The 24,900-nt window shown below is 42.5% G+C and carries 8 protein-coding genes; 3 read left to right on the top strand and 5 right to left on the bottom strand.

The window, feature by feature from the left end; genetic code table 11:
• Positions 1-38: 38 nt before the first annotated feature.
• The 5 genes from V7L07_RS09360 to V7L07_RS09340 all read right to left on the bottom strand — a co-directional run bounded on the left by V7L07_RS09360 (position 39) and on the right by V7L07_RS09340 (position 22,804).
• Complete coding sequence (locus V7L07_RS09360; RefSeq protein ID WP_335057122.1) at positions 39-8,162, bottom strand: hypothetical protein; 8,124 nt, start codon at positions 8,160-8,162, stop codon at positions 39-41.
• Positions 8,163-8,198: 36 nt separating this feature from the next.
• Positions 8,199-19,562, bottom strand: coding sequence for a peptidoglycan-binding domain-containing protein (locus tag V7L07_RS09355; RefSeq protein WP_335057120.1), 11,364 nt, complete (start codon positions 19,560-19,562; stop codon positions 8,199-8,201).
• 13 nt (positions 19,563-19,575) lie between these two features.
• A complete protein-coding gene (locus V7L07_RS09350) occupies positions 19,576-20,703 on the bottom strand; it encodes a matrixin family metalloprotease (protein ID WP_335057118.1) in 1,128 nt (375 codons plus the stop codon).
• A 36-nt stretch (positions 20,704-20,739) separates the two neighbouring features.
• A complete protein-coding gene (locus V7L07_RS09345) occupies positions 20,740-21,504 on the bottom strand; it encodes an alpha/beta fold hydrolase (RefSeq protein WP_335057116.1) in 765 nt (254 codons plus the stop codon).
• 244 nt (positions 21,505-21,748) lie between these two features.
• Positions 21,749-22,804: a catalase family protein gene (locus V7L07_RS09340; protein WP_335057114.1), complete on the bottom strand. Its 1,056-nt coding sequence runs from the start codon at positions 22,802-22,804 to the stop codon at positions 21,749-21,751.
• A gap of 503 nt (positions 22,805-23,307) precedes the next feature.
• Between V7L07_RS09340 and V7L07_RS09335 the strand changes: the two genes are divergently transcribed.
• From V7L07_RS09335 to V7L07_RS09325, 3 genes are all read left to right on the top strand, one after another.
• On the top strand, positions 23,308-23,547 hold the full coding sequence (locus V7L07_RS09335; protein ID WP_442936033.1) for a hypothetical protein: 240 nt from the start codon (positions 23,308-23,310) through the stop codon (positions 23,545-23,547).
• Positions 23,548-23,690: 143 nt separating this feature from the next.
• Positions 23,691-24,026, top strand: coding sequence for a response regulator (locus V7L07_RS09330; protein WP_335057112.1), 336 nt, complete (start codon positions 23,691-23,693; stop codon positions 24,024-24,026).
• Positions 24,027-24,225: 199 nt separating this feature from the next.
• Positions 24,226-24,519 carry a hypothetical protein gene (locus V7L07_RS09325; RefSeq protein WP_335057110.1) on the top strand — a complete coding sequence of 98 codons (294 nt, stop codon included), beginning with the start codon at positions 24,226-24,228 and terminating at the stop codon, positions 24,517-24,519.
• Positions 24,520-24,900 lie beyond the last annotated feature (381 nt).

Raw genomic sequence — 24,900 nt, 5'->3', positions numbered from 1 at the left:
AACTATTAGTTTTCTAAACCTATTACCAGGCAACCATTTCAGCTTTTCTTAGTGCCATTCGGCTCTGTGGGAAAGACTTCACCACCCGCTCCGTAAACAATGCCGTCATAGTGGTAGGTTTTCTGTGCATCAAATTGAGAAACACGGTGTAAAGTTTGTAAACCTGCCGTTCGCGACCACTCCAGAGTTTGAGAAGCTACTACCGCAATCGGGCGAATAGGCGAGAGGTCATCATCGCTTAGGCGACCATAGCCAGCTAAAATCGCAGGAACAGGGTCGATACTATCAGAATCTTCGGGATAGGCAAGAATAGAAACACTCATTTTGGGAGAGCGAAGACGACCCTCAGAGTCAAGCTGGTTAAGCTTCACAACAGCCCACGATTCTGCTTGAAATTGAGTCGGATCTGATAGATTATTTAGTCCATAGTGAACGAGAGTTAAAGAAATTCCTGAGTCACTAGGAGGCATATTAGCTTTGAGTTGGTCGAAGGAAATTCGTTTTGTCCAAATCGAGCCGAAAACATTTTCCCAGCCTGGTAGTGTCGGATCATCGACATTGAGCAGGATAGTGGGATCGCCGTCACTGGGTGGTTGAGTTCCAGGAGAAATGTCTTGCATTGTCCAGAGCAAAAGCGTTTTCTCTTTTTTAGACGAATCGATTGGAGAATTAGAACTTGGGTTAAATTTTTGGGTATCAACAATTAGATAAAGTTCAAAAGGTTCAAGTTTTGATGCAGAGCCATAAATTAAAGCAGGTGTTTGAGATGCTCGCTCAAAGGTTGTTGCTCCTCGGAAAAGTTCATTTTTTGTGACCAAAACTGCATAAACACCGTAAGTAGAACTTTCTAACTCTGCTTGACCTGTACGATCAAGAACTTGTGTTAATAATAATCGAGCATAAGAGAAACGATTCCCAAAAACAGTAGTAGCAGGCTTGTCTGGTAGAAATGAAAAACGGACACTTTGAGTTTTACCTGCGATCGCTCTAGGTCGTCGCAAATTGACTGTCGTTGCATTAGAAGAACTCAACCAGACTGTATCGGGTCGATAACAGGTGCGTTCTAAATTCCAAGTCGTGCGGGACATTTCCCCAGGTCTAGCTGACCAAGAAACAACATCAACCAAGGGAGGAAGCACAGAGCGTGTATTGTTTTCTGCAACCTGAGCTATGGGAGCTAAGGGACGTTCTGTAAGAGGACGAGCATTGGAGCGAGGATACAAACCTAATTCTGTTCGCTCGAAAGGCAAATCCTCTCGTACTGTGTAGCCCAAAATCCCTCCTGCCTTATCTTCTACAGAAATCGTTTCGATCCGTGTTGGTCGTAAAGAACCTGCTCTTTTCTCGTGTTGGTCAAGCGTTAGGCGAGAGATAATTGCGTTAGACACCGCAATTTCTAACAAACGGCGATTAAAAAACGGTTGACAAGGTTCAGATAACTGATCGACTTGTCCAGATATTTCCTCTGCAAGGAACTGTTCTAGTATATTTGAGGTAAAGGTCGCAAAATCTAGGGGATTATAGAGGAAAGAACCCGCTAATGCTTGATTCAGTTTAAATAGCAATTCTTTTTGTTTTTCTCGATTATTGGAATCGGAAATAATATCATCCAGTAAAACCACATTGTTAATAGTAGTCCGTAGTCGATCCCAAAAAGAAGGATCTTCACCTGTATTTGCTTGGCGACCTCTTTTGATCGCTTCTGCTAATTCCTTCCACTTATCGATTGCATCTTCAGTTAATTGCCAACTACCAATGCTGGATGTGGGAGTCATCCGGTAGCGAGTAGCAGCAACACCTGGATAAGGAGCAAGTGGTTTAACAGGATAAGCATCGAAAACCAGTAAATTCAGGTTAGGAGAAGTCTGAAACCGTACTTTTTGGGCTTCAAGTGTAGCAGGAATCAGTCGGGGAAAACGACTACGGACATCAATAGCAAGCGATAAACCCGACCAAGGTTGAGCGAAACGCAGTTCTTCTTGAGTTGCTTCAGCACCCAGAGGAATTACCAAAACGCGAGAAAAATCGATCAGGATAAATGTACCATGAGTTCGCCGTCGGGTTATTAAGATATTTTGCGCCCAATCTTTCAACCGCTCGTCATCCCCTTCTAGTCGTTCTGCCGCTAGACGCACAAGTCGCCCTTCGACAAATCCGATTAATTGAACATCGTGTAGATTGGAGGCTATAGGCTTGGGTTCATCAGAAACCAGTATCTGAAACGGAAATTCAAACAAAGCCGTTCCCAAAAGCGTCTGTAATCCTTGGTTGGGTAAATATTTACGGGTTAAAGTTCCTGCGGCGAGCGTTTGCCTCTGACGTTTAGTGATGGTATTACCAGGATTCAAAGGTGAGGGTGTATCCTGGATCGATCGCAACCAAATTAGATCGTTGAGTTCATTAGGAATCGAAATGCTGAGATCGTCTTTAAAAACGGGTGAGACCTGACCGAGAGGTTCATCAGCTATGTCAGGAGACAAAGCTTGATTCAAAAACTGTTCATCCAGCCAGAGCGCATCAAGAGTAACAGAAATAGGACGTACCGAAGTAAGACGCGATTGAGTGGTACGTCGAAAATACTCAATTTCAGCATCAGAATTCAAAGGGGTAGGATTTAGCAGGAGTGGCTGAACCCCCGATGTCTCGTGTAGCAGTTCTTTAAGCAGTGGAGAAACCCGGTCGGGGATTTTAATGGTGGCTAGAGGAAATTCAGGAGAACTGAACATGGGAGTGGAAGCAAAGGGCAGTCGAACCACACGAGCGCGCTCTTCGGGTTGAGATGACATCGGTGCTTGCAACTGACCCAACCGTTGCGATCGCAGAAATAAGCTCAATGAAGGATTGGATATTTCACTAGCCCCACCAAACTCGCGCTCCTGAGTTGGGGAAACCCATTGCAACCAGAAAACTGTACCCGCCTCCAGCACCAAACGAGAATCGTCAGCAATCGTCCTTTTCAAAAATGTTTCGCTAAATCGTGACATCGTAGTAAAGCGCAGGAGTTGAGGAGCTTGCCAAGTGCGTTCGATCTGCTGGGTTTCTTTGCCTATAACACTCTGTCCCGCACTCAATCGCAGTGTATGCTCAACAATCCCTGCCACGAAATAATCGTTGGTTGCTGGGCCGATACTCTTGTAAATAGCATCAATTGGTAGAGAAGCACGATCAAGGAAAATTTTAATTTTGTGCGTGCATTGCCGAGTTGTTCTAGTTCCGCTTTTGTTGATCTCCTCTTCTAAGTGAATATCATTTTCTAAAACTAACCAACCTGTTGCTTGTAGTTGAACGTCTAGTTTTCCTTCCCCATCCTTACTCAGTTTTAGCAATCCAGAAAGACGAGTTCCTACAGTGTCGCCTGTGACAATCAACTGGTCTTTTTCGTCTTTTCTCATCCAAGCGATCGCTTTTGCCGTCGTTCCCCGCAAATCCAGAAACCGAGGAAAACGCTCTTTAGGTAAGTTTGCAAACTCTTTATTGTCTAAAGTGACGAATTTGTCTTGTTCAATGGAGAGAATCGTCACCTTGCCTGTACTACTCAAAATAGCGAGTGAGGCAGTACCCAAGGCCACAAGAAACTTGACCTTCTCTCCAGCAGGAAGATCGTAGCGATCAAGTTTGTCACTCTCCGACAGTTCTTTGAAGACAGTAGGCATTGTATCATCAGGCCTACTCCACAAGCGAACTTTCCCATTTGAATCACCTGAGACGATTAAGTTGCTGGCTTGTTGAGTCGTTCCCATTACAGCTAAAGCTGTTATTGCCGTCCCCTGACGCATTATCTGAGCAACACTTGGCTCTGTCGGCTGGGGTTGCGGTTTCCAGACTCGAATTTCCCCCGCTCCGTCTCCAGAAACGATCCAACCTGTACTGAAGAGAAAATCAACAGCAGTAATATCCGCTTGATGGAGAGTAACGGGTTGCAAGTTGGGGTCAACAGGCCCTGTACGTTGCTGCTCTGGATTCCATAAATACAAGCGAGGGGGAACACTACTATCGACTCGTTTACGTAACCAAGCTATCGTTGAGTTACTGGGGTTTGCCCGTTGAGATGAGGTTAAAAGTAAAATTCCGTTGAACTGAGTATTTGGTCGATCAATAGGATTTTTCAGTTTACTTGTCCCAAGACTTAACGGTGTATCCGGGTTGTTGAGATCCCAATAGTAAAGTTCATGGTTCTGGTCTGAGAAGACAACGCTTGCGTCACCTGGATTGATAGGAGCGAATGATTGAACGATCGTATTAGCAGGGGGAGGATCGGCGAAGCTCGGTAATTCTAGGTTTATATCTGTACTACCTGTACTAATTTTGCGATCAACTTTATTATTATTGAGATTCCATCGCTTTACTACGCCGTTTTGAGTTCCCCAGAAAATTTGTTGTGAAATTGCTGTTACGCCAAAACTAGGTAAGGATTCTGGTTCGCAAACATTACCCGTATCCCGATCAATAGTCTGCAACTCGTCGGATTCAGGATTGTAGATATAAATAGCATCATTAATCCGATCTTCGCTATCACCAAGTAAAAGCTGCAAATCACCAGCAATATCGACAACCACTAATTCAGAAGCATCCGCATCACCGACATTCTCTGGTAAACCAAACTCAACGCCTATGAATCCGCCTTGTGCTTGCTCGATCTTCAACCAAGATTCTGACAGAACAGGAATAGAATCACTCTCAGAAATCTCAAACAGGAACTGTCGAGCAGCAACCCAATGAGGCTTCAGCGTTAGCGTACCGATTAGATCCATTGACTGACGTTCTAAGCGGAACGACCATTTCGATGAATCATGATTGAGTTGCCAACGGATTTGAGTATCTTCATCTGAATTAAACCAGCTAAAATTCCATCTTGATGAGAGTTGCGATACATCGATTGGGAAGGCTAAACGCACCGATTCGCTTTCATAGGTAAAAGCAGGCGTGTTACGTTTAGCAATAAAACTTAACTCTTTTTCTCCTAATTCGCATATAGTTTGAGTTAGATCGGGTCGTAGTCGTAATAAGCTAATGGGATGTTCTAAATCGATCTCTTGTAATTTTAATAACGGTAACGTAGGGGTGGTTGTTGTCAATTCGGCTTTAAAACGGCTCAGAAATACCTGTTCCTCTGATTGATTTTCCAATAAAGTAGAAAATCGCCAGTCAATGACTCCCTGTAGCTCGGTTAATACTATGTTTTCACTTGAACCTGAAAAAGTGAAGGTTATTTCTCCGGTTGATTCTGTGGATACTTCTGAAACTGCTTCAGGAATTCGCCAAAGCAAGATCACGACGAGTTTGATGGTAATAATATCGCTGTCTTGTTGGAACTCTTGTAACCGCAACGGCATAAGCGGAAACCCTCGCCAAACTGGCCACGTACCTGCGCCATCATGTAGCATCCATTGACCCGTTTCAGGCTGAGGATTTGGGGGAGGCACGACTGGTATGTTAACTACATCTAACTGAAGTGCCGTTTCTAAGCTGTTAGGATCTTTGAGAAGGTAACTGGCAGTCCGAAAAGTCAGTGTGGGTTGATTGAGGTGATGTTCTCGTCGATCTGGGCCGATCGCTTCTTCTTGGACAATTCCCTCGCCATCTAAAGTAAGCAATCTTTTTAAAGTCTCACTCCAACGAGCAAACAGAGGTTGACCATTATTGACGATCGCTAGTTCAGATGCCCCATTATTAGCCCAATTGACTTGGAAAGTGGGTAAATCGGCATTATTGTTAAGCAGATTCGCTTGGAGATTAGCTGTTAATTCTGAGACGGTTGTCGAGTCTTGAAAACGGGGGCGTTGAAACGCGAAAGCCGCGTTCAGTCCCTGGATTTTAAAATCGATGCGAGGCTGTAAACCGACCAAGTTAATTTGACTGATTTCAATCTGGGTTTTTCCATCCACGTTATCAGGCGTGGGATGCAGCCACCCTTTAGCCTCACCTGACCCGCTTTGAATTGTAAAGGCGGTTGCGCCTTTGATGCGAGTTAATTCAACTAGAACAGTTTGCGGTGTTTGTAGTGAATTTTCGGGTGGGACTTCAATAATTTCTCCATAAGCTTCATCGAGAACGGGAACCGCATGACGGTAAGACCATTGCCATTTCCAATCTTCAGGATTTAAAGAAGGTTTTTCGATCTGAAGTTCAACTCCTGGTAAAGTTGGTAGGAAAAAGCGTTGATCGGCAACAGTTGGGGTAACAAGCCAGTTATTATCTTTGATCGTTAATGTTGTGGGCGAAGGAGGCGCATCAATTTCTTGGAGACGAGGTAATTGACCTGTGGGAAAAACGATCGCTACGGGTTCGTCAGTTTTCCGTTTTTGGTAAGGAATCAAACCTCGGTTTGCATCCAGAAACATATCCCGGGAAACAACAGGCGATAAGGGAACCTCTTGAACGAGTGGGCAGCCTTCAAAGTAGTGCCAAAGTTGCATTCCTTTCGACTCGAACTTAAAGACAAATTCTCGATCGTTTTCATTCCAGTTAATGCGAGTAATTAGTTCTCGTGGAACTTCTAAAGAGTTTTCATTCTCTTTAATGTCCAGAACATTTTTAGAAAAGAAAGTTGCAGCAACAAGAACCTTTTGCAATTGTGTTTCGAGCGATTCTACTGACTGGATCTCCGTCAAAGCTGCGGTCAATGAGGGAATCAGTGTTTCTAATACGGGTTGTTCCTCACGAGGGTTAGGTTTTTCTAGGTCTCCTTGGCTGCGTAGCGCATAGTACCAAACTGAGGGAGTTTTGAGGATCGTCTTAGTCTTAGTCAACCACAGACTTAACTCGGTTGCATTCGGGGAGAGAATAACAGCAACGTGACTTTCTGCGAGGGCTTCAACCTGAACCGTCATTCCTGAAAGGACTTCGGATTCAGTCGTTAAGGCCGACAATAACTCATCGAGTGGAAGCACGCTCGTTACTGTTTCTGAGGAAGGGATCTCAGCTGCATCTTTAAGTTTGGCTTGGGGATGAGTGGCATCTAAAGAAAGCCAACCTGTTTCAGTACATAACCAAGCGCGGCGAATAAAATTGTTTTGGCTATCTCGTTTTAAATTGCCCGATTTTTCTTGTAAAGCAGTAGAGGGTATGACGTGGGCTGCTAGTTCTCTTTCTTGGAAGTGGAACTGAACCGAGTTGGAAGACAGATAGGACAAATCGAGCCGGATTAAGTCATTTGCATCAGGATTCGGTTGACCTGAAACAAAAGCGATCGGATTTCCCTCCCAAGGCATAGCTAAAAACCGGTTCAGACTTCCCACCAAAGCTTCAGGGTAGAAGGTAGTTTCATCTGTACCTTTGGCTGCAATCATTAATCTTACGCCAATTCCTTCAGCCCACCAGTTAATATCTGTAATGCTATTCGATGTTGTGTCTATTTTTACCGCTAGGCGAACGGTACAATTAGGATCGGGTTCACAGACCACATTATCTAAAAATGTCGTCCTATTTTCTTGAATATGAGGAAATATTGTGAAGTTTTTAAACTCATTAGCTCGATCTGTGACAAATGTTTTTGCATTGATGAGGTTGGGAAAGCGAAAGGTCGATAACGTCCAAACACGGGTTTCTGTGTCGATTGAGGGTTCAACAACTAATTGATCCTCACGCCGAAAATTGCTACGAGGTTTGACTAGATCAGATTTAGCTTGTGGGATACGGAGAACGACTTCAGTTGCTTCACCAGGAAAAAAGGCACTGGGCAACTTACCTTGCAAAAATAGCCCTGCTGGTTCGATGCGTAGGTTGGTAATATCCTTCAAGTTACCTGTCGGCCAGAGTTGAGTGAGACGTTTTTTCCACTCTTCCGGGAGGGAGGTTAAAGAATCTGTACCAATCAACAGAGAACCTCGCAAGAGGATATCCCAGTTACCTGATTCACTTGGCGGTGCGCCAATCTGACCTAATTCCAGTTGAGCTTCGATCTTTGTTGTTTGCAGTATTGAGGAGATTTCACCGCCTGCAAACCGCCAGATAATTTCAGCATTTACCGCTTTGTCTTTAGTAAAATTCCAATAGACTTGAGCGTATTTGTCTGCTGCATTTGCCACCGTGCCGATCGGAATGACTTCAAATCCTGTATTGTCGGTGGATGTGAGGATGATATCGACTCGTGCAGATTGATCTTCCTGTTCACTCCATGCATAAAATAAAGGAATTGTCAATCGAATCGTGTCACGTTGCATAATAGTTTTCCTCCAAAAGCATTGAGCAGAATTAGATTATAAAAAGGGCGGTTGAAGCTTAGACCAGACTCCACCCCGTTGAACTGCTAAAGAAATAATTTCTTTGACATCGGTTGTTTTGAGAGCATTCAAAGCTTCTAGCAGAGGTTGACATTTAGGATCGTTAAGGTCTAAATCAATTTCAAAAACGAGTTGACCTTCGACTTGCGTAATGATAAATTTTTCGCTGCTAGTGGCTGGATCAGTTGCTAGTTTCAAGCCAGTTGCTTGTGATTCTACAGCAAACCAATTATTGTCATCATCGTTTTCTAAACGAGGTGGTTTATTAATCTTCAGCAACGGTAAATAAACTCGCGTTGCACCATCACCGACACCTTTGTTAATCCATAAATAGAGTTGATAAGTCAGATACAAATCGGGAAGACTGCCAAACCTCAGCGCGATCGCAGGTGTCGTGTTAATCTCAAACCAGTCATCTGCATCGACCCATAAGCCACGAATCGCCTCTAATAAATGTTGTCGAGGATGAATTAGGGGAATTTGCAATTTTAAAGTTTTTTGACTGGCGCTATAATCTGCTAAATTACAGGGTTCAGCGACAGGACGCTGACGTGCATTGTCTCCTGCTTCATAAAGTGGGCTAATCCAAGGAGTTGCTTTTGGTTGACTATGGCGACGACCGGCGGTACTATAGGCGACGACTCGATACTGATAGTAGCCAGGAAGATCGGGGAAAACATAGCGATCAGCTCCATAAATTGCGGGTAGTGTTCCTTCGTCTACGGGTTGTAGCGGATCGAGAGATTTAGGTTTTGCGATCGCCCCATCCGCACTGTACAGTTTCGGGCCAGGTGTCACATCTTCTTTGCCACTCTTAAAGAGCCATTGCTGATAGAGTTGCCAATTCAAAGCGGGATTCTTCACGGTAAAGCGATTGTAGAGGGCTTTGAGTACGTCCAAAACGCTTGGATCGATCCGGCGTTCTAGATGGACAGTTTGCCCTGAATATTGAATATGAGCCGCTTGTACAGCTGAAGCTGCTGCTGCAAAAGCCGCCGGATGACGGAAAACGATCGCTTGAATTCCACCGTTTAGCGGTGTGGCGAGGAGATTGTGAGGAACAAGTTCAAGCGATCGCATGACATCAATTACGCTTTGATACTCTGGCTGGGGTATGCCGCCGAAAATACGCCCTCGTGCTTGATCGTAGCGTCGTACAAGTTCTAATGAAATTTTGTACTGGTGCGCCCAGCGATCGGGAACTGCTAGGCGATGTTCGATCCGTCCTTCTCGGTTGATAGGTAAAGCCACAACAGCTTGCGGTGGTAAGTTGTCTGCTTGAGATACATTTTGGCTGGTTCTGGCATCATAGCGAAAGAAGGTTAGATGACTAATTGCTCTTGTTTGATCTTCATCCATCAACTGCGAGGTTGTTAGTCGAGCATTGAGGTTATCAAGCCATTGTTTAAGATTAAAACCTGATTTATCATTTAACAATCGCTGACGCTGTGATTCGGTGAGAGTCCGATGAATATATTGATTGTCAGTTACTTGCGTCCCTAGATAGCGATGAGCGAAGGCAATATCTAGATCGAATGCCCGCTTTGGTTCTGTCCAGTCTCGGATTTTACGTGCATAAACCAACCGGATTACATTTAACGGTGTTTGATCGTTCTCAGCAAGAAAAATACCGACACTTACTTGAGGTAAGTCATTTTTGATCTCATCAATGGCCTTGACGACGGTTTCAGTAGGGATGAATTGTCCCGTGCTGGTTTGAAAACGACATTCACAAGATAAGCCAAATGCTTCAGCCGTTCGCCAACCGTAGGGATCGGTTTTACCATTCAACTCAGTCTGCAACGTCTGTAATTCCGAGATGAGTAATTCATCGGTAACACTTTCCTCGGCATCTGCTTTTAACTCCAGTGGATCGTCTAATTCAATAACTGCCTTAGCTTGCAGTTTATCTTTGAGTTTTGTGATAAATTCCTGAATAGCTTTATGTAGCCAAACTCGTCCACCGGGAAGTTTTTCTGGTTCATTGAACGGTAACGGTGCTGGCGTTCCATCAGCAAGATCGTTTAGCGTCTCTGTTTTTAAATCCCTTCTGTCCTCTTGCTTTGGTATCCAATCGGCAACCGGGGCGATCAATCCATAATCGAGGCGATCAATCGTTGCTTCATCAAGGTTAGTGGGTTTGCGCGGACGGGAAATCGTTGGATCGGGTTTATCTGTCAATCCCAGCACTTCAATCGAGGCGGGTTGAGCGCGGTAGAGCAGATCGGGGATAACTCGGATAAAAACTTCTGCGTCGGCTCTTAACGGATTGGGGTCATAGGCATCTTGGCGGTAAAGGCGATAGCCAATGACTGGATCGAATAGTTTTTTCAAACCAGGGGTATCTGCTGAGGGATCGTCGTATCCCAGTAACATCGGATCGTCATAGCCTTGTCGTCCTGATAGGTCATGTCGCCATGCTAGAGTAAGTGAGAATGTCTTCTGCTCGTCATTTTTTGGATAATCAATTTGATGCTCAATGACTCGTTTAGGATTGAGCCACTCTAATTGAGGCTTATCTTCGGGAAGATATTCAAGGGCTTCTACAAAGTTCCCCCGTCCCAGATATAAAGGATTATTGGAGGGATCGTCCGTCAAAGGTATAGCAGCGATCGCAATGATGGCATGTCGGCATTTCAACAGAGGCGATCGCTTGCTTGTTTTTTTTATGTTTCCTTGTTGCTGGTTTGATTGTTCTCGACCGATAAAAAATTCAATGGCAGCCCCCTCACGCCATTTTCCGAGGGACTCACGCAGTTGTTTTTCTGGAAATCGTTTGCGATAACCATATTGGAGAGGCTGTCCGGGTAGGGTTTCTTCAACTAATTCCCAGCTTATGGAATCTAATAAGGGTAAGTCAGCTGTATCGGCTGTTTCTACCCAAGGAAGTTGATAATTTCCTTGAACTGAGGCAAATTCGATCTGGGGGAAATTAAGGTCTTTTTCACGTGAGGGGAGTCCGTTTGACCACTGAGTGGTGACTTCTGGACGATTTTCAAAGCCATAGGAACCAACAGTTTTGGCTTGCGTTAAGCGATAGCGCAATCGTAATTCATCCTCAGAGAAAAGAGGCACGAAAACTGTAAATCGCGCTTGAGCCAAGATGTACTTTTCAAAGCGGATTAGTTCTCCTGCACTCAATAATTCTTTCAGTTGTTTTCTCAACTGAGTTTCTTGGTCAAAAGTCTGGTTGACCAAAGAAATAACCTTGTTAATAATCCCATCAATTATATTGTCAGTGATATCGTCAGTGAAGTTCTTGTATAAAATGGTTTTCAATTCTTTAACCGACTCATCGGTGAGCCGAAATTTTTCTTGGGCGACGGATTCAACTGCCACAACAATTTCGATGCTCGGTTCTCTAGAGTTAAGATCGTGCAAGGCTAAGGCTTGTCCTAACGGTGGTAAAGGCTGAACAGTTTGACGAATGGTATTAATTAAACAAGAAGCTAAAATGCGATCGCAAGCTTTAGCAATGACTTCGTACTGTAGTTGATTTCCTTCACTGACATTTTCGAGTTGCTCATCGACAAACTGAAACTGAGGGCGGATTAAGCCTGTTTTACCTTGAATCCATGACGGATAAATGGCAATTTCCCTTGGTTTATCGGACAAACTGCTGAGGTTGCGGCGAATAATCACAAACCGTTCTAGTTCAGTATAAGCAACAAAGGGATTGGCTGAGTCTTCAGGACTAACTTCTAATTGCGGTTGGGCTAAATCTTCACGCAAAAATAACCAAGTCAAGCAAATCTGTTCATTAGACTGGTGAACTGGCCCCGCTACAAGATCGTATTCAGGTGGTTCAATGCCTTTACCTAAAAGTGATTCTAGCGTTTGTTGTATTTCTTCAATCCTGATTCCCTGCTCTAAGTCGATCAATTCGGGAACTGGATCGAATTTATTCTCTAAATCTTTGGTTAGCTCAAATTCTAAAACAAGATTGAGATAAGGTGCAAAACCTTCATTAACGACCGTATCAACGGAAGCGGTTTCATCAGCCATGAGTTCTAACAATTCTGCTAACAGCATTCCTGGAGAGAGAGGCTCTTCTATCTTTGATTCATTGTAGTAATTGGCGATAACCTTTAAACCTTGATCGATTTGCAGGATATAGTACCCAGGAACAAAACCATTAGAATCGGCAGGTTCATCATTTCCTGGATTAACTTGCCACACAGCTTGAGCTTGAAATGGTTCAACCTCCGAGTTAGGGAGTTGTGTAACAAAGATTCTGCTTAACAGTTGCTCGGTTTTTCCTACAAATAAATCACTCAATTCTTGGGGAAAGTCAGTTTCTGTCGGACTTTGAGCAAGCTCAATTAACTTGTTGATCGCTTGCTCAATCTTAATTTTATCGGCTGAATCTTTGTATGAAACTAAAAAGGAGCGTGGAGTTGTCGATTCCGACCAAGCATCAGATAAAGCTTGATCGTACTTAGTATTGCGGGTTAAATTGGGCGAATTAACCTGTGCTGTTGCAACTGATGCAGTTTCATCATCGGTATGCTCAGGAGAAGGATTGAGTGGACGTGAATCGTTGATTTCCTTCGTCCCTTGAAAGTGGGTTTTTCCTTGCTCTTGATTGAGCGAACGTAAGACATCACGGACATAAATTTTTTCTTCCTTGGGAGAATCTAGAGGAGATAGTTCTCGGTTAATATCTTCTCCCCAGAAGAGTTGAGCGTCAACTGGATTAACTTTCTGATTCCTGACAAAGCCTTTAAATAATTCGGGTTTGTTGAGTTTGAGAGCAAAGCGCGGTCGTTGCGGATTCAAAAAAACGCGGATGACGGTTCTGATGCGTTCGGGATTGAAATAGACGCTTAAAGAAGCATCAGGCATCAAAATCAGTGCATAATCTTGATCGGATAAAGTAACATCACTGCCAATACGCCAACCTTCTTGACCACCTAAAGCAGTAACTGTGTCACTGCTTAAGGGACTTATTCCGTCGATGAGAGCGGGGAGAGGTTTACTGTTATTATCAAAAAATGGTTTTAAGGTTGCGGTTATTGTTGGTAAATCGCCTGATGGTAAAGCAGTAATGATAGGAGCGGCATCCGTACTAGCGATCGCAAAAATCGAAGTAGATGGTATAACTGTTTCCTCAAAAGGAATCAGCAAATAATCTTGTCCGGCAATGTCACTATCAGACCCAACGCGCCAACCTTTGTTAGCCTCTAAAGGTGCAAGAATATCTTGATTGAGAATATTTACTGATTTAATTTCTGAAGGTAGAGATAGAGATTGCAGAAGAGTTTTCAGAGTAGTTGTATCGATTGGAAGTGTTTCTAAAAGATTTAGAATCGATAGAATGCTAAAGTTAGTGCTAAAGTCTATTAAAACAACTTGGGTATCTTCTTTAGAGAGGGTTTTGGGTAAAGCCGGAAGAGGATAAAGCGTACCAGGTTTAGGAAAAAGTAAGACTCGTACAAATGTATTATTTTTAACTTTTGTAAAACGGTAGTTCCAACCCTGTGAGAGATTTTCGACAGAGGCTAATTGTTGAGAACGTGCAGCAATCTGATTATCCAACCGGGGTGGCAGCAATCTTTCAATGTTTTTCCTAGTGGATGCGATCGCTTCACGGCGATAGGCAAAGGTTAAACGCCCAGCGAGACGATAGCCAGAGACCGAGATCGCTACCGATGCTTCTCCCTCAAATCCTATATTCGGGCCAGGCTCCATTGCTGCGGTCAGTGCAGCTGAAATCGAGATTTCGATGGTGGTCTTAAACTTAATACTCAGTTTAATTTTGAACCAGCGTGTAATTTTTTTGGAGAAGGAGACTGATGCTTGAGCAGTGAGGGCTAAGGTGGCGTTGATTCGGACATCTCCAAGCAGATAGACTCGAAAACTGCGGTCTAAGGCTCCAGCAAAGGAAGCGCGAAACGTTCCTTTGCCTTTGGCGGATAGATAAGCTTCTGCACTGCCCAATTTTGTGTCAAACCCAATCCGACGTTCTGCCTCTAGAGCTACCGTAACTGCATAATTGAGACCAAAGCTGATAACATCTTGATAAATACCAAAACGGAAGCCAGAGGTCATTTCCCCTTTGATTAGTTCCCCTAGAGCATGACCTTTAATGCGTGTTTCCCAAGGCCAGCCCACTTCTACTAACATCCCTTTGCGATCGGCACTAAAGAGTAAGCTTGTCTCAACTTTGCTCAAAACTTCTTTTAATATTGGCGGGGCATCATTCCGTAGTTTGGGATTTTTCAAGGTACGGAACATGGCAAAGAGTCGCTTCTCTTTAACAGATAAACCGACTGCACCGCGTCCCACGGGACGATAGGCAAATTCTTTACTTTGAGTATCTTGAGGTGAGGCAAATAGCCAGATGTTGACACCAACAACTAACTGTAAATCCTGGTCAAGAGCTAGTAAGATACTGGCAGCAAGGGAATGAGGTTGGTCATTTTTTAACTTACCGAGGGTTAGCAATCCTGATGCGACAAACATCCAATTTAGACCGCTATTGACTCGTTCAGGTGGGGCAGGTTTCCAAGCTTCGGGGCGACGAGGTTGCGGTAAGCCAGTGGGACTATTGACCAATTGGATGATTTTTTGCGGTAGCGGGCGACTATTGTCTGGTTCCAATCCTGCTAATGCTTGATAGATCCCCAGCCCTACTCCAATTGACCGCAGGAAAAAGCCTGCAAATAAAGCAACATCGATATCTGTTTCTAGATAAACGGCGATGGACGGAACCCAAGCTTGGCGATCGCGGGTACGAACGCGAGTTAATTTCAATAAGCCAGAAATTCTAGGTAAAGTTTCTGTAGTGACGGCGAATGCCCCAACAAAACCTGATTCGGTTTCAAATTCAATAAATTCAAAGTCACCATCCAGGCGAAATCCACCCGGTACGCTAAATTGTGCGCCAATGCGATCAACAATAAAAGTCGGTGGATTGCCATCGATTAAAGTAATATTGCCAAATCGTAGCGAGGCTTCTACTCCTGGTAATTGCTTGATGGTAATATTGCCTAACAGCATCAGTTCATCTTTTAGGGTTGCTGTTGGCTTCTCAAAACTCACTCCTTGCAGATCGACATCGAAAACATCGGCAAACTCGAAGCGTTTGACAGGAAAAGTGACTTCAACTTTCTCGCTGCCTAACTTAAGAGGATCTAATTTCTCAAATCCGCACTCTACACCACTAAACAGATCGGACAATTCTTTCATATTGCCGGCTGACTGACCACGAGGCGGGGCAAATTTGATTCGTCCTGTCATCCAAGCATCAACAGACCATTTACCAGCTATATATTTCACACCTAAGTGAAACATCGCAACCTGACAAGCCATGTACAGGCGATCAATATGGAATTCTGACAGTCCACTGACTTCTAAAGATCCAGCCGCGTCAAGTTGTTTACTGGCAGAATCTTGAGCGAGAGCTAGGGTAAATGTTCCTGTGGCATCATCGAAGTATTTTAGTTTAGCAGAGGCTTGCAGACTTCCCTTGACCAAGGTGCTATTTTTAAATTCCAGCCATCCAGTCGTCGGTGTTTTGCCATTACTAGAATTATTGCGTTCAGGACTTTTAACGGCTAGGGGTTCTGCAAAAATTTCTCCAAAGCGTACTTTTTCAGAACGGATTGCGCCTTTGAGATCGAAACCTGCACTATGTAGGGCGAATTCTTCCAATTCAAAGGTAAAGGTCGAGTCTTGAGGTTTGTCGTCAGGAGCAGCTGGAACCCGAATAGTAATACGTGAAGGCACACCATCCTTTTGAGACTGAGCGGGTTCGTACTCTAATTTAGGATCTTTAGGATCGCAGATAAATTTAAAAGCAGTTTCTACTGGAATATGCAGTGAGATAATTTCAGAGAAACTAGAGTTAAAAGAGGTTTTGCTGCGGATCAGACTTTCTCCCGTACAGCGAAAAGCTCCAGGTCTGAAAATCACTCTATTACCTTCTACATCATAAAGAAAAACAAATTCACCTTCCCCCTCCAGTACGGTTTTTTGCTCATTTTGATCGGCTACTTTTAACTTCAGACAAACCTTGAGTTCTCCTGGCGTGAACGCGAAAGAATTAGTGCTGCATTTATCGAAGGTAACTTGTGTGGGTGTTACCGCGCCCAAAACTCCACCTGCTAAGGATTGTAAGCGTCGTCCTGTTTGTACAGCAATATCATTAAGATTGCCCAACAGGTGACTCATGAGTTCTTGGTTCACAGAGGGGAAACTGTTCTGCCAAGTAATTGTCCGTACTTCCTCGCTCAGTCCTGTTAACTGCGGTAAAGGAAGGATTATTAATTGCCCTTGTTCCCCTGACCAGATATTGTTGACGACGACATTCTGACCGTCGAATTTCTCAAAGAGATCAAGATGGAGTTTTGGTTGTATGTCTTCATTGAGAATGAAGCGCAGTCCCCTAGTCGTATCGAATTCAATTTTAAACCCTCCAGTTGGTAAAGAAAGCTGGGCAATGGGAGAACCTAAATCAATACGACTATCGCTTTCGATCGCTACTGTTAAATCAAGTTTCGGCGCAAGTTGCCACTTTCGATCTAAAATCACTTCTAAATCTAAAGTGCCGCTCATCTTACCCGTCAACAAAAATGGTAAACCGTAGTCTAGTGGAAGGGTTTTTTCAGTTATGTCAAACTTGATATGAGCCACTTCCAAATCAGAGCGATCGCTCACATCAAACTCAAAGGTTGTCCATTGGGCGGTATCTAAACCATTGGCGGCAAACGACCAGTTAAAAGGCCGCGGTAAGGAAACCTTTTGGTCATCAACTGTGACATCTAGGCGAACCTGACCATTTTCTAGGATGACCTTAACTTCTGGTTTGAATCCTAAAAAATCTGCGAGAGAGGATAGATCGAGTTGCCAAACTTGTTTACCGATATCTTCGTTTAAGTTTAATGAGAGGATTTCACTGTTTTGATTGTGGGGGTCTTCGGTTTCATTAAAAAGGATAAAATCTTCATCTGATAATGAGTTTATATCAGTAACAATATCTGCGGGTTTTAGATCGCGGCCTTCAATCTTTGTAACAGGAAACTTGAAACCCACAAACAAGGGTTGTTCTTGTACGATGGTTTGCGGTAGCCCATCTAGAGAGGGATCGTCATCAGGAATAGGATCGTTAGGAGCTAAAGGAGGAGCAAATATGGTGAGGGCTAATTCATTGATAGGTATGGTTGCTGCTAGTTCTTCAGTATCATCGAAATCGAATAGCTTAGTTAAAAGTGCTACACCAAATCGGAAAAAAGAAGGACGATCGGTTTGTACAGGGGTACTAATAGGAATTACCGCATATTGCACTTTTTGAGGTGAAATGGGCAACTGAGCAACATCGATTCCCTCTTTGTGAAAAGAAAAACTCCTTCTTGTGAGCAATAATTTTTCCTGGATTAGATTATTTAGATTTGTATTGCCCGAATCTTTCTTTAATCGGTAGCCTCGGTTCTGACGGGCAGGGTCTTCTGGCCAATTCTGGATTTCCTTTAGCGTGGTGACTAAGTTTTTTATAGCCTTAGAGCCTAGCTTTAAGGGATTTGCATCGGACTCAATATAACTTATCAGTTGACTCGTCAAAGCTGCTTGAGCGTCATTTGTATCAATCCGAGCCACTAGACCAGCGATCGCTCCACTATCGACTTGTCTGAGAATATTAATAAGGTGTTTGCCGGCTTTGCCATTTTTGAGCAGTGTCGCTGGAATATTAATATGCCAGCGTAGCAAGAGAGCAGTTGCTAATTCTGAGGTAAAGACATCGCCAATGCGGGCGGTGCGAGGTCCTTTCGGCCCTGCCTGATTTTCTTCACCTTCATAAATCAGAGTTTTACCTTCAATTTTTGGCCATTCAGCTGTCAAGATATTCCGCAAACGAATGCGGGCCATATCCCACATGGCTAGTCGGTAAGCAATTAGCAGAGAATTTGTTTTTGGAGCAGTAGCCCCATCAGCAAACTGAGTTCGCCCTGCCATAGCGAAGCGATAAAACCAATGCCAAGTTTTAAACCAACTGGCTTCCTGCCAAGTCTTGGCTAAAGGGGCAAATCCCGTTTCTGTTTGTAATTGCAGCCAAGTGGTGTAAGTTCGCAGACTTTTGTTAAAAAGTTTAGCCCCTTTACCTGGGGTTTCATCCCATTGATTGCTTATTTGTACGCCAAATTGACCGATGACTTTCTCAAATGATGCTTGAGATTTATTTTTTAAAAAGGAGAAAAAAGCTCCTAATTCCCCTGCTGCGATCGCTGGAGTCTTGTCAATTTTCAGTCCTAAAGTCCAGTGGCAGGGACCAAGGGAAATAAGTCCTGTATCATAAGCATTCAAACTATCAAAGAAGCCTAAACATTCTACTTCTGAGACTGCCCGCACGACTCGGTAGGTACTTTTTAGAGTATCTGAATTGTCTACCTCAGCAGCCGTTTTCCCTATTAAAGATTCGGGCAACAGTTCGCCGCCGTATTGGGATGGACAGTGATTTGGCGGTAGCGATCGAGGGCCACCAAAGTCACTGTATTTAGCATAGTCTCCGACAACTAGCCATTCAGGGACAGTGGCGAGGTGAAACGCATCGGTGGGAATCCCTTCAACCGTTAGAATTTCTGCTGTTCCGAGGGTTGGCTGATCTATGAAGCGGATCTCACAAAGTCCACCATCAGTTCCAATGACCTTAAAATTACCGAGGGTGTTTAGGGCGGTTTGCAGACTCGCCACTGTTCGATCACTAATGTCGCTACTCGTGTTACCCCTAAACTTTAGCTGAAATGGGCTTGTAGAAGAGGAATCGACCCACAATAACTGCACTTGAGTGGGGACTTCTCCATTCTGGCAGTAGTAGCGGGTAAAATCTCGAACATAAACTCGTGTATATTTAGGTTTTTCATACGACTCATCACCCGCCCACAGATTACTAACTCTGACATTTGCTGTCCGCTCGTTGTTAGATATCTCAAAAGCACAGGCAATCACTGGACAACGCCAGCCTTTGTCTTTCCAAGCTTTAATGCGTTTTGCAGTTTCGGAATTGACAACACCACTCACTGCACCTGAATAGCGATCGTCATTTTTCTGTTCAACCAAGCGCAAAAAATCGAGAATACTCGCTAGAGAAGCTTTTTCTTTGGCAATATCTCTAGCGACGAATTCCATCTTCGCGTAAATCTGGAATTCACGTACAGCCCATTCAATGTTACGCCCGAACACGCCATCGGGGGATTCTCCGACAATACGGAATCCTAACTCTTTGAGATCTTGCTGAAGTTCAGCAACGTGGTTCGCAGCAGTATCTCGTTTTACACCTCCCCAAACTTGGCTTTTATCGCTATCCTGCCGTTGTAAAGAGAAACCACCATATATTTCAACCATGACTTATTTCTCCTTACCACATCATGACTGCAATTTGTTCATCTTGATTACTATAGTTGCGAACTCTCAAAATGTACTGACGACCCGCAAATAGTTTAATGTTTAGTGTGGCATTGCGTTCTTCACCACTATCGTCATCCGCTTTAGTATAGCGTGGTGTACCATCGATGATTTCAAATAAGCCAAGTATCGAATCTGATTTTCCAAAGGTCGCAAAGCTATAGTTTCGTGTTGCATCCGGGATAATTTTAAAGTTCTGTTGTCGATCCTCTGCTAGTTTTAGTGGAACAGATACAAAAGGTTTTAATTCGATTTCTTGTGTAGGCAGTGGAGGATAAAATTTTAGAGCATATTCTATATCTTTTGCTGATAATCCGCCTGCTGGATTAATGCCTTTTTCGCCATATCCAGGTGGTGACAGGATTAGTCCAGGTTCAAAAGGATATTCCATGACAGAATTTGGATCCCATTCCGATCCTTCTACCTCACGCGGGTCGAGTTTGCGGATAATATTATTAAATGTTGTTTGCCGATTCCATTGATTGGGTGGACTCGCTAAAGAAGCGTAAACTTTTTCTTCATCCCACACAATCCCAGCGTTTGGGTTTTGATGCTCATGGGGAAATCCTAAAGTATGACCGATTTCATGAATAGCTGTATCAATTTCTCGAGGATTGCGGGTGATATCCCAACCAAAATTCATCGTTCTTTCATTGATACCCTGCTTGAGGATATCTTTACCAATATAAGACCATGCACCATCACCCTCAAGAAATCCAATCCTAATTTCTGCTTCACTTTTTGAGCTAACTTCTTTAAATTCTAGTCCTATTCCTATATTTTTCCAAATTTGAAAAGCCTTGCGAACCACATTTTTAGCAGCTTCAGAGCCATTCAAAGGTATTTCATCAAAAAAATAATAATGAAGTACCGTTCCATTAAGCCATTTTTTATCAAAGCTCAAAATCCTTATAAGTCGTTGTTGATCGCCTTCTACTTTAGGCTCAAACACTCGCTCGACTGTTGCAGGCTGGGAACAATACTGATATTTGTTTGCAGATTGATTTTCTATTGATTGTGATGCAGATTTTTGATTTGTAGTTTTATCTTCTTTTTGAGAATCACTTTCATTTTTTGTCATACTATTAATTAAAATCTTTATTTCTGTGTTGTTAAACTAGGATAGAAAATCAGTCAATAATTTTACAGCTTCAGGAGCATGGCTGTAAGGAAACCCATGAGCAGCACCTTTAATCATTGCAAGTTTTGCACCGGAAATCTTCTGCACCAAAACGTCACTATTTTCAGGTGGGATTGCTACATCGCTATCTCCAGTAATTACCAGTGTCAGAGCTTTGATATCTGGTAGCACATTACATATATCATGACTAGCAATCGCTTTCATCTGCCGTATAAAACCATCCTCCTTGCTGTGAAATAGAGAAGTCTTTGCCAAAAATTCTTGTGCTTTTTTCTTATTATCTGGATCTGCCAGATATGACGACGTAAATAAGAAATCTAAAAGGCTTCCTCCAACCAGATTTGCAAGATTGGCTGGAATACTACAAGCACCACCCGCCATTGTGCAACCCAATACCAACTTATTGAGTTTATCAGGATGTCTCAAAGCAAATTGTTGAGCAACCATACCACCCATGCTTACACCAAAGACATGAGCTTGCTTGATTCCCAATTCTTTCAATAAACCAGCTGCATTATCTGCCAGATCGGCGATTGTGTAGTTTTTCACTGATGAACTTTTTGTTTGCCCAGCATCTCGATTATCGAAGAGAATTACCTGATATTGCTTTGCAAGTTCATTAGGTAACTCATCACCCCAGTCTAACAGGCTAAAGCTTAGACCCATAATCATCAGTAAAGGATCACCATTACCTTTTAACTCGTAGTGAACGTTCAAGTCACCAACCAAAATTTGCGGCATATATACTCCTTAACAAAAGTTGAGACTAAACAAAAACTCATTTGAAACTCAAAAATAATTCTTCTAACGTCAAGCTGGTTGGTTCGGCTGAGTTGATTTGTTTTCTTTCTTAGAGTTATCTAACCAGAGTAAGCATAGGGCAATAATGCTATGTAACGACACCTCAACAAATAACCTATGCTCCCTTCCGGTTCAGTGATTTATTAGGTGGTTTTCACATCCACTACCTTGCGCTATACACTATCTATATATTACCTTGATTAATTTTATTTCTGATATTAGCCAGTTCCATATATATTTTACGAGCGCGATTGACCCCTCCTAATGGTTGATGTTCTAATAGAGAATGCCACGGCGAAAAAGATTGCTTTTCATCAAGCTGTTTGCGCTCTTCAGTATTAAAGTCTTGCCGAGGAATTTTAATGGTTGCTACCTTGATATAAGGTGATTCCTGCTCATCCCATACAACTATTGGATCTTCAATCGGCATTCTTAAGGCATCCGTTTGCAATTGAATCTTAAAGTCCAAATAAACATCTTCACTATCTAATTTCTTAGTCATTGCCTCTCGTAAATAATTATTTTTATCAGTGGCAATTTCTGGATTGAAGTTTTCACCAATACTTTGAGGAACAACAGAAAACTTAATGGCACGATTACCCATTCTATAAGGAGTTGCACTCCAGTAAGTAATCTCTAACGGACTAGAAGTTGACTTTGCTTTAATTGTTTCAACTAGTGGAAGAGCATAGGAAATTGCTCGAAATTGTGCCTGCAAATCATCAGGAATGTCCTTTGGTTTACCATCTAGGCTGAAAGTAATTTTTCCTTGCCTTATCGCGTTTATAACGGGAAAAAAGTCAATATATCCTTGAACGTCACGAATAAAGAAAGTAGGGTTATTTATAAGTACAAAATCTTGCTCTCCATGATGAGAGGGAGTATCAATTGCCATAATTCCTTCGACACCTGTTAACTTAATAGCCATTCCACGAATGTCGCCTACTGTATCAGGTTGAATATTTCCAGCAGAATCGCTACTACCATTAGAAAAACGAATCCAGATAGGATAAGTTTTGAGTGTTGCAAAGACCCCTACTTTAAAATCATTAGGAATATTTTCTTCAACAATAAGCTCTCCTTCAACGAAAGCATGACTCTTCGGGTGCTGATCCCTTAGAGTCGGAGGATGAGGCTTGTGTTCCATTGAGAATTTACTGATTGCTAATATTCGCTCTATCAGTAATTCTTCGCCTTGTGGTGGATATTCTCTACCTAGCTCTAAAGATTCTCCTGTCATAGAAAACTTAACCTTCTTAATATAATTTCTAAAAATCTGAGATATGTTGAAAAGTCAGCTAGCAATGAAGTTGGATACCACCATTTGTAGTATTTAAAGAAACTTCTTTAGGATTTGTCATAAATTATTTAACGTCTTAAACTACTAGTCTTTCATTACTAATTTATACAGTATACTATTTAAAAAATTTTAAATAGTTAAAGGTATTAAAGTATACACTAAAATATATTTTTAACTTAAAGCAAAATAACTTAATGAAATTGTAGTAATTCTTAGCACTATTACCTCTTGAATCCACTAGCCCTTTCAAGGTGTTGTGTAATGGCTTAATTTGTAGTTTGCTCAAAAAAGACTTACTAGAGAAGAGTGGAAATCCTGTAATCTTGACCTTGTACCGAAATAATGGTGCAAAAAATTGGCATGAAATTGTCTAAAACCAGAGGCAGCATCTTTTAAAGTACTCGATTGTGTTTCAAAAAAAATGCCCTTCGTGCGGGAAAGCAATGTGGAATGAATACAATAATCCTCGACATATAAGAACGTTTTATGGGGTAGTAGAACTAAAGCTAAAAATTCGTCGATGTCAAAATCAGTCATGTCTGCGGTACAAAAAAGCATATCGACCAGAGCAAGAAGGTTCCCTAGCTCTACCACAAAACGAATTTGGTTTGGACGTGATTGCTTATACTTATATAGGAGCATTACGCTACCAGGAACATAGAATAACTCTACACTCAGTCTGACCAAAGGTTTTATACCGTACAAGCTAAAGGTTTAACTTGATACCGAGAGCAATTAGTAATGCAAATAGTAAAACCGCTTAAATATTCTGCTAAAAGCAATCTACTGTCATGAAAGCTCCTCTTCAAGCAACCAATCTTTAGTGATGATTGCTGACAATCAGGCAAACCGCCAAGAACTATGCTTTTTTCTAGAACAATCAGGCTATCGAGTAGCCCAAGCTAAAAATGGTGCAGAAGCAATAAATATTTTTCAACAATTGCGCCCAGAACTAGTACTCCTTACTGTCATCTTGGCAGATATGTTGGGGTTTGAGTGTTGCGCTAAGTTACTAACTCTTATTGTGCCTTTATCACCTGATAAGTTTCTCAACGCTGTTCCTAATGAGCGAGAACTCTTAACCCTTCATTATCTGCTTATTAGGAGTCAAAACCGCAAAATAATCTTGAGTTACAGTCATGATCGAGAAGCGATCGCTTAATACTTGTATCTGTGCAACAGATTATGCTGGGGCATCTACCCGAAAACAGATTTGTACACAATTAATAAATTCTTCTTCAAGGGACTCGTATTTTCCATCGATTTGGTGTGACTTGTTAATTCTGTGCAATTATTAATACCTATCTTCTTGTAACTTTACTCAGACAAATTTTAAACCAATGCCTTCGAGGGAACAGCCAATGAAAACTTCTAATGATACAGATACTAAGAAGATCATCAAAAAATCCGACAAGCTTACTCTGAAACAGATGAAGCTAATCAAGGAGGCTGAAGACCAACTTCTTCAAGCTAATACTGTCAATTCTCCAGCCCCTGTGGTTGAGGTTGAGGAGCAACCAGTAGCAATTTCAGAGCCTAGAGTTCCTGCCTATATTCCATTTCTTGATAATCCTCCAGTACAATCGGTGGGCAATTCCGGCTGGCAGATTTCTGATGTCTGGCGGGATCTGCGCGTGGATAGCTTCTCGAATTAAACCGGAACTAAGGCAATCGCCTGAGCAATTTTTGTAAACTATCTTTGCACCAAGTCAAAGTTATAGTTGCATTGTGCCTATAATAAGTTACGGCTAACTATAACTGGAAGTTAGCACCCTGTAAATGGTTATCGCTTGGATGACGCATCAAAGGCGATACCAAGACAAGCAAAATTTATCGGCAGCGCAATAGTGTCTATTCCGTTGCCAACATGCACCCAGAGCGATCGCATGTTGGTGAAAGTGTTGTATATCAAGGGAAGTAGTATTAATCGTAGATTATATCGGATAAAAGATAAGGGTATCTTATTTTGTCTTCACACTGTAAGCATATAAAAAAGTTCAACAATTCTAGTCTCTCAAAGCATTGATTTTTCGTGG

It is taken from the genome of Nostoc sp. (genome assembly GCF_036916985.1).
Taxonomy (GTDB): Bacteria; Cyanobacteriota; Cyanobacteriia; order Cyanobacteriales; family Nostocaceae; genus Nostoc.
The sequence above is the reverse complement of the archived record's forward strand: the minus strand, read 5'-3'. Positions and strand labels throughout refer to the sequence as shown.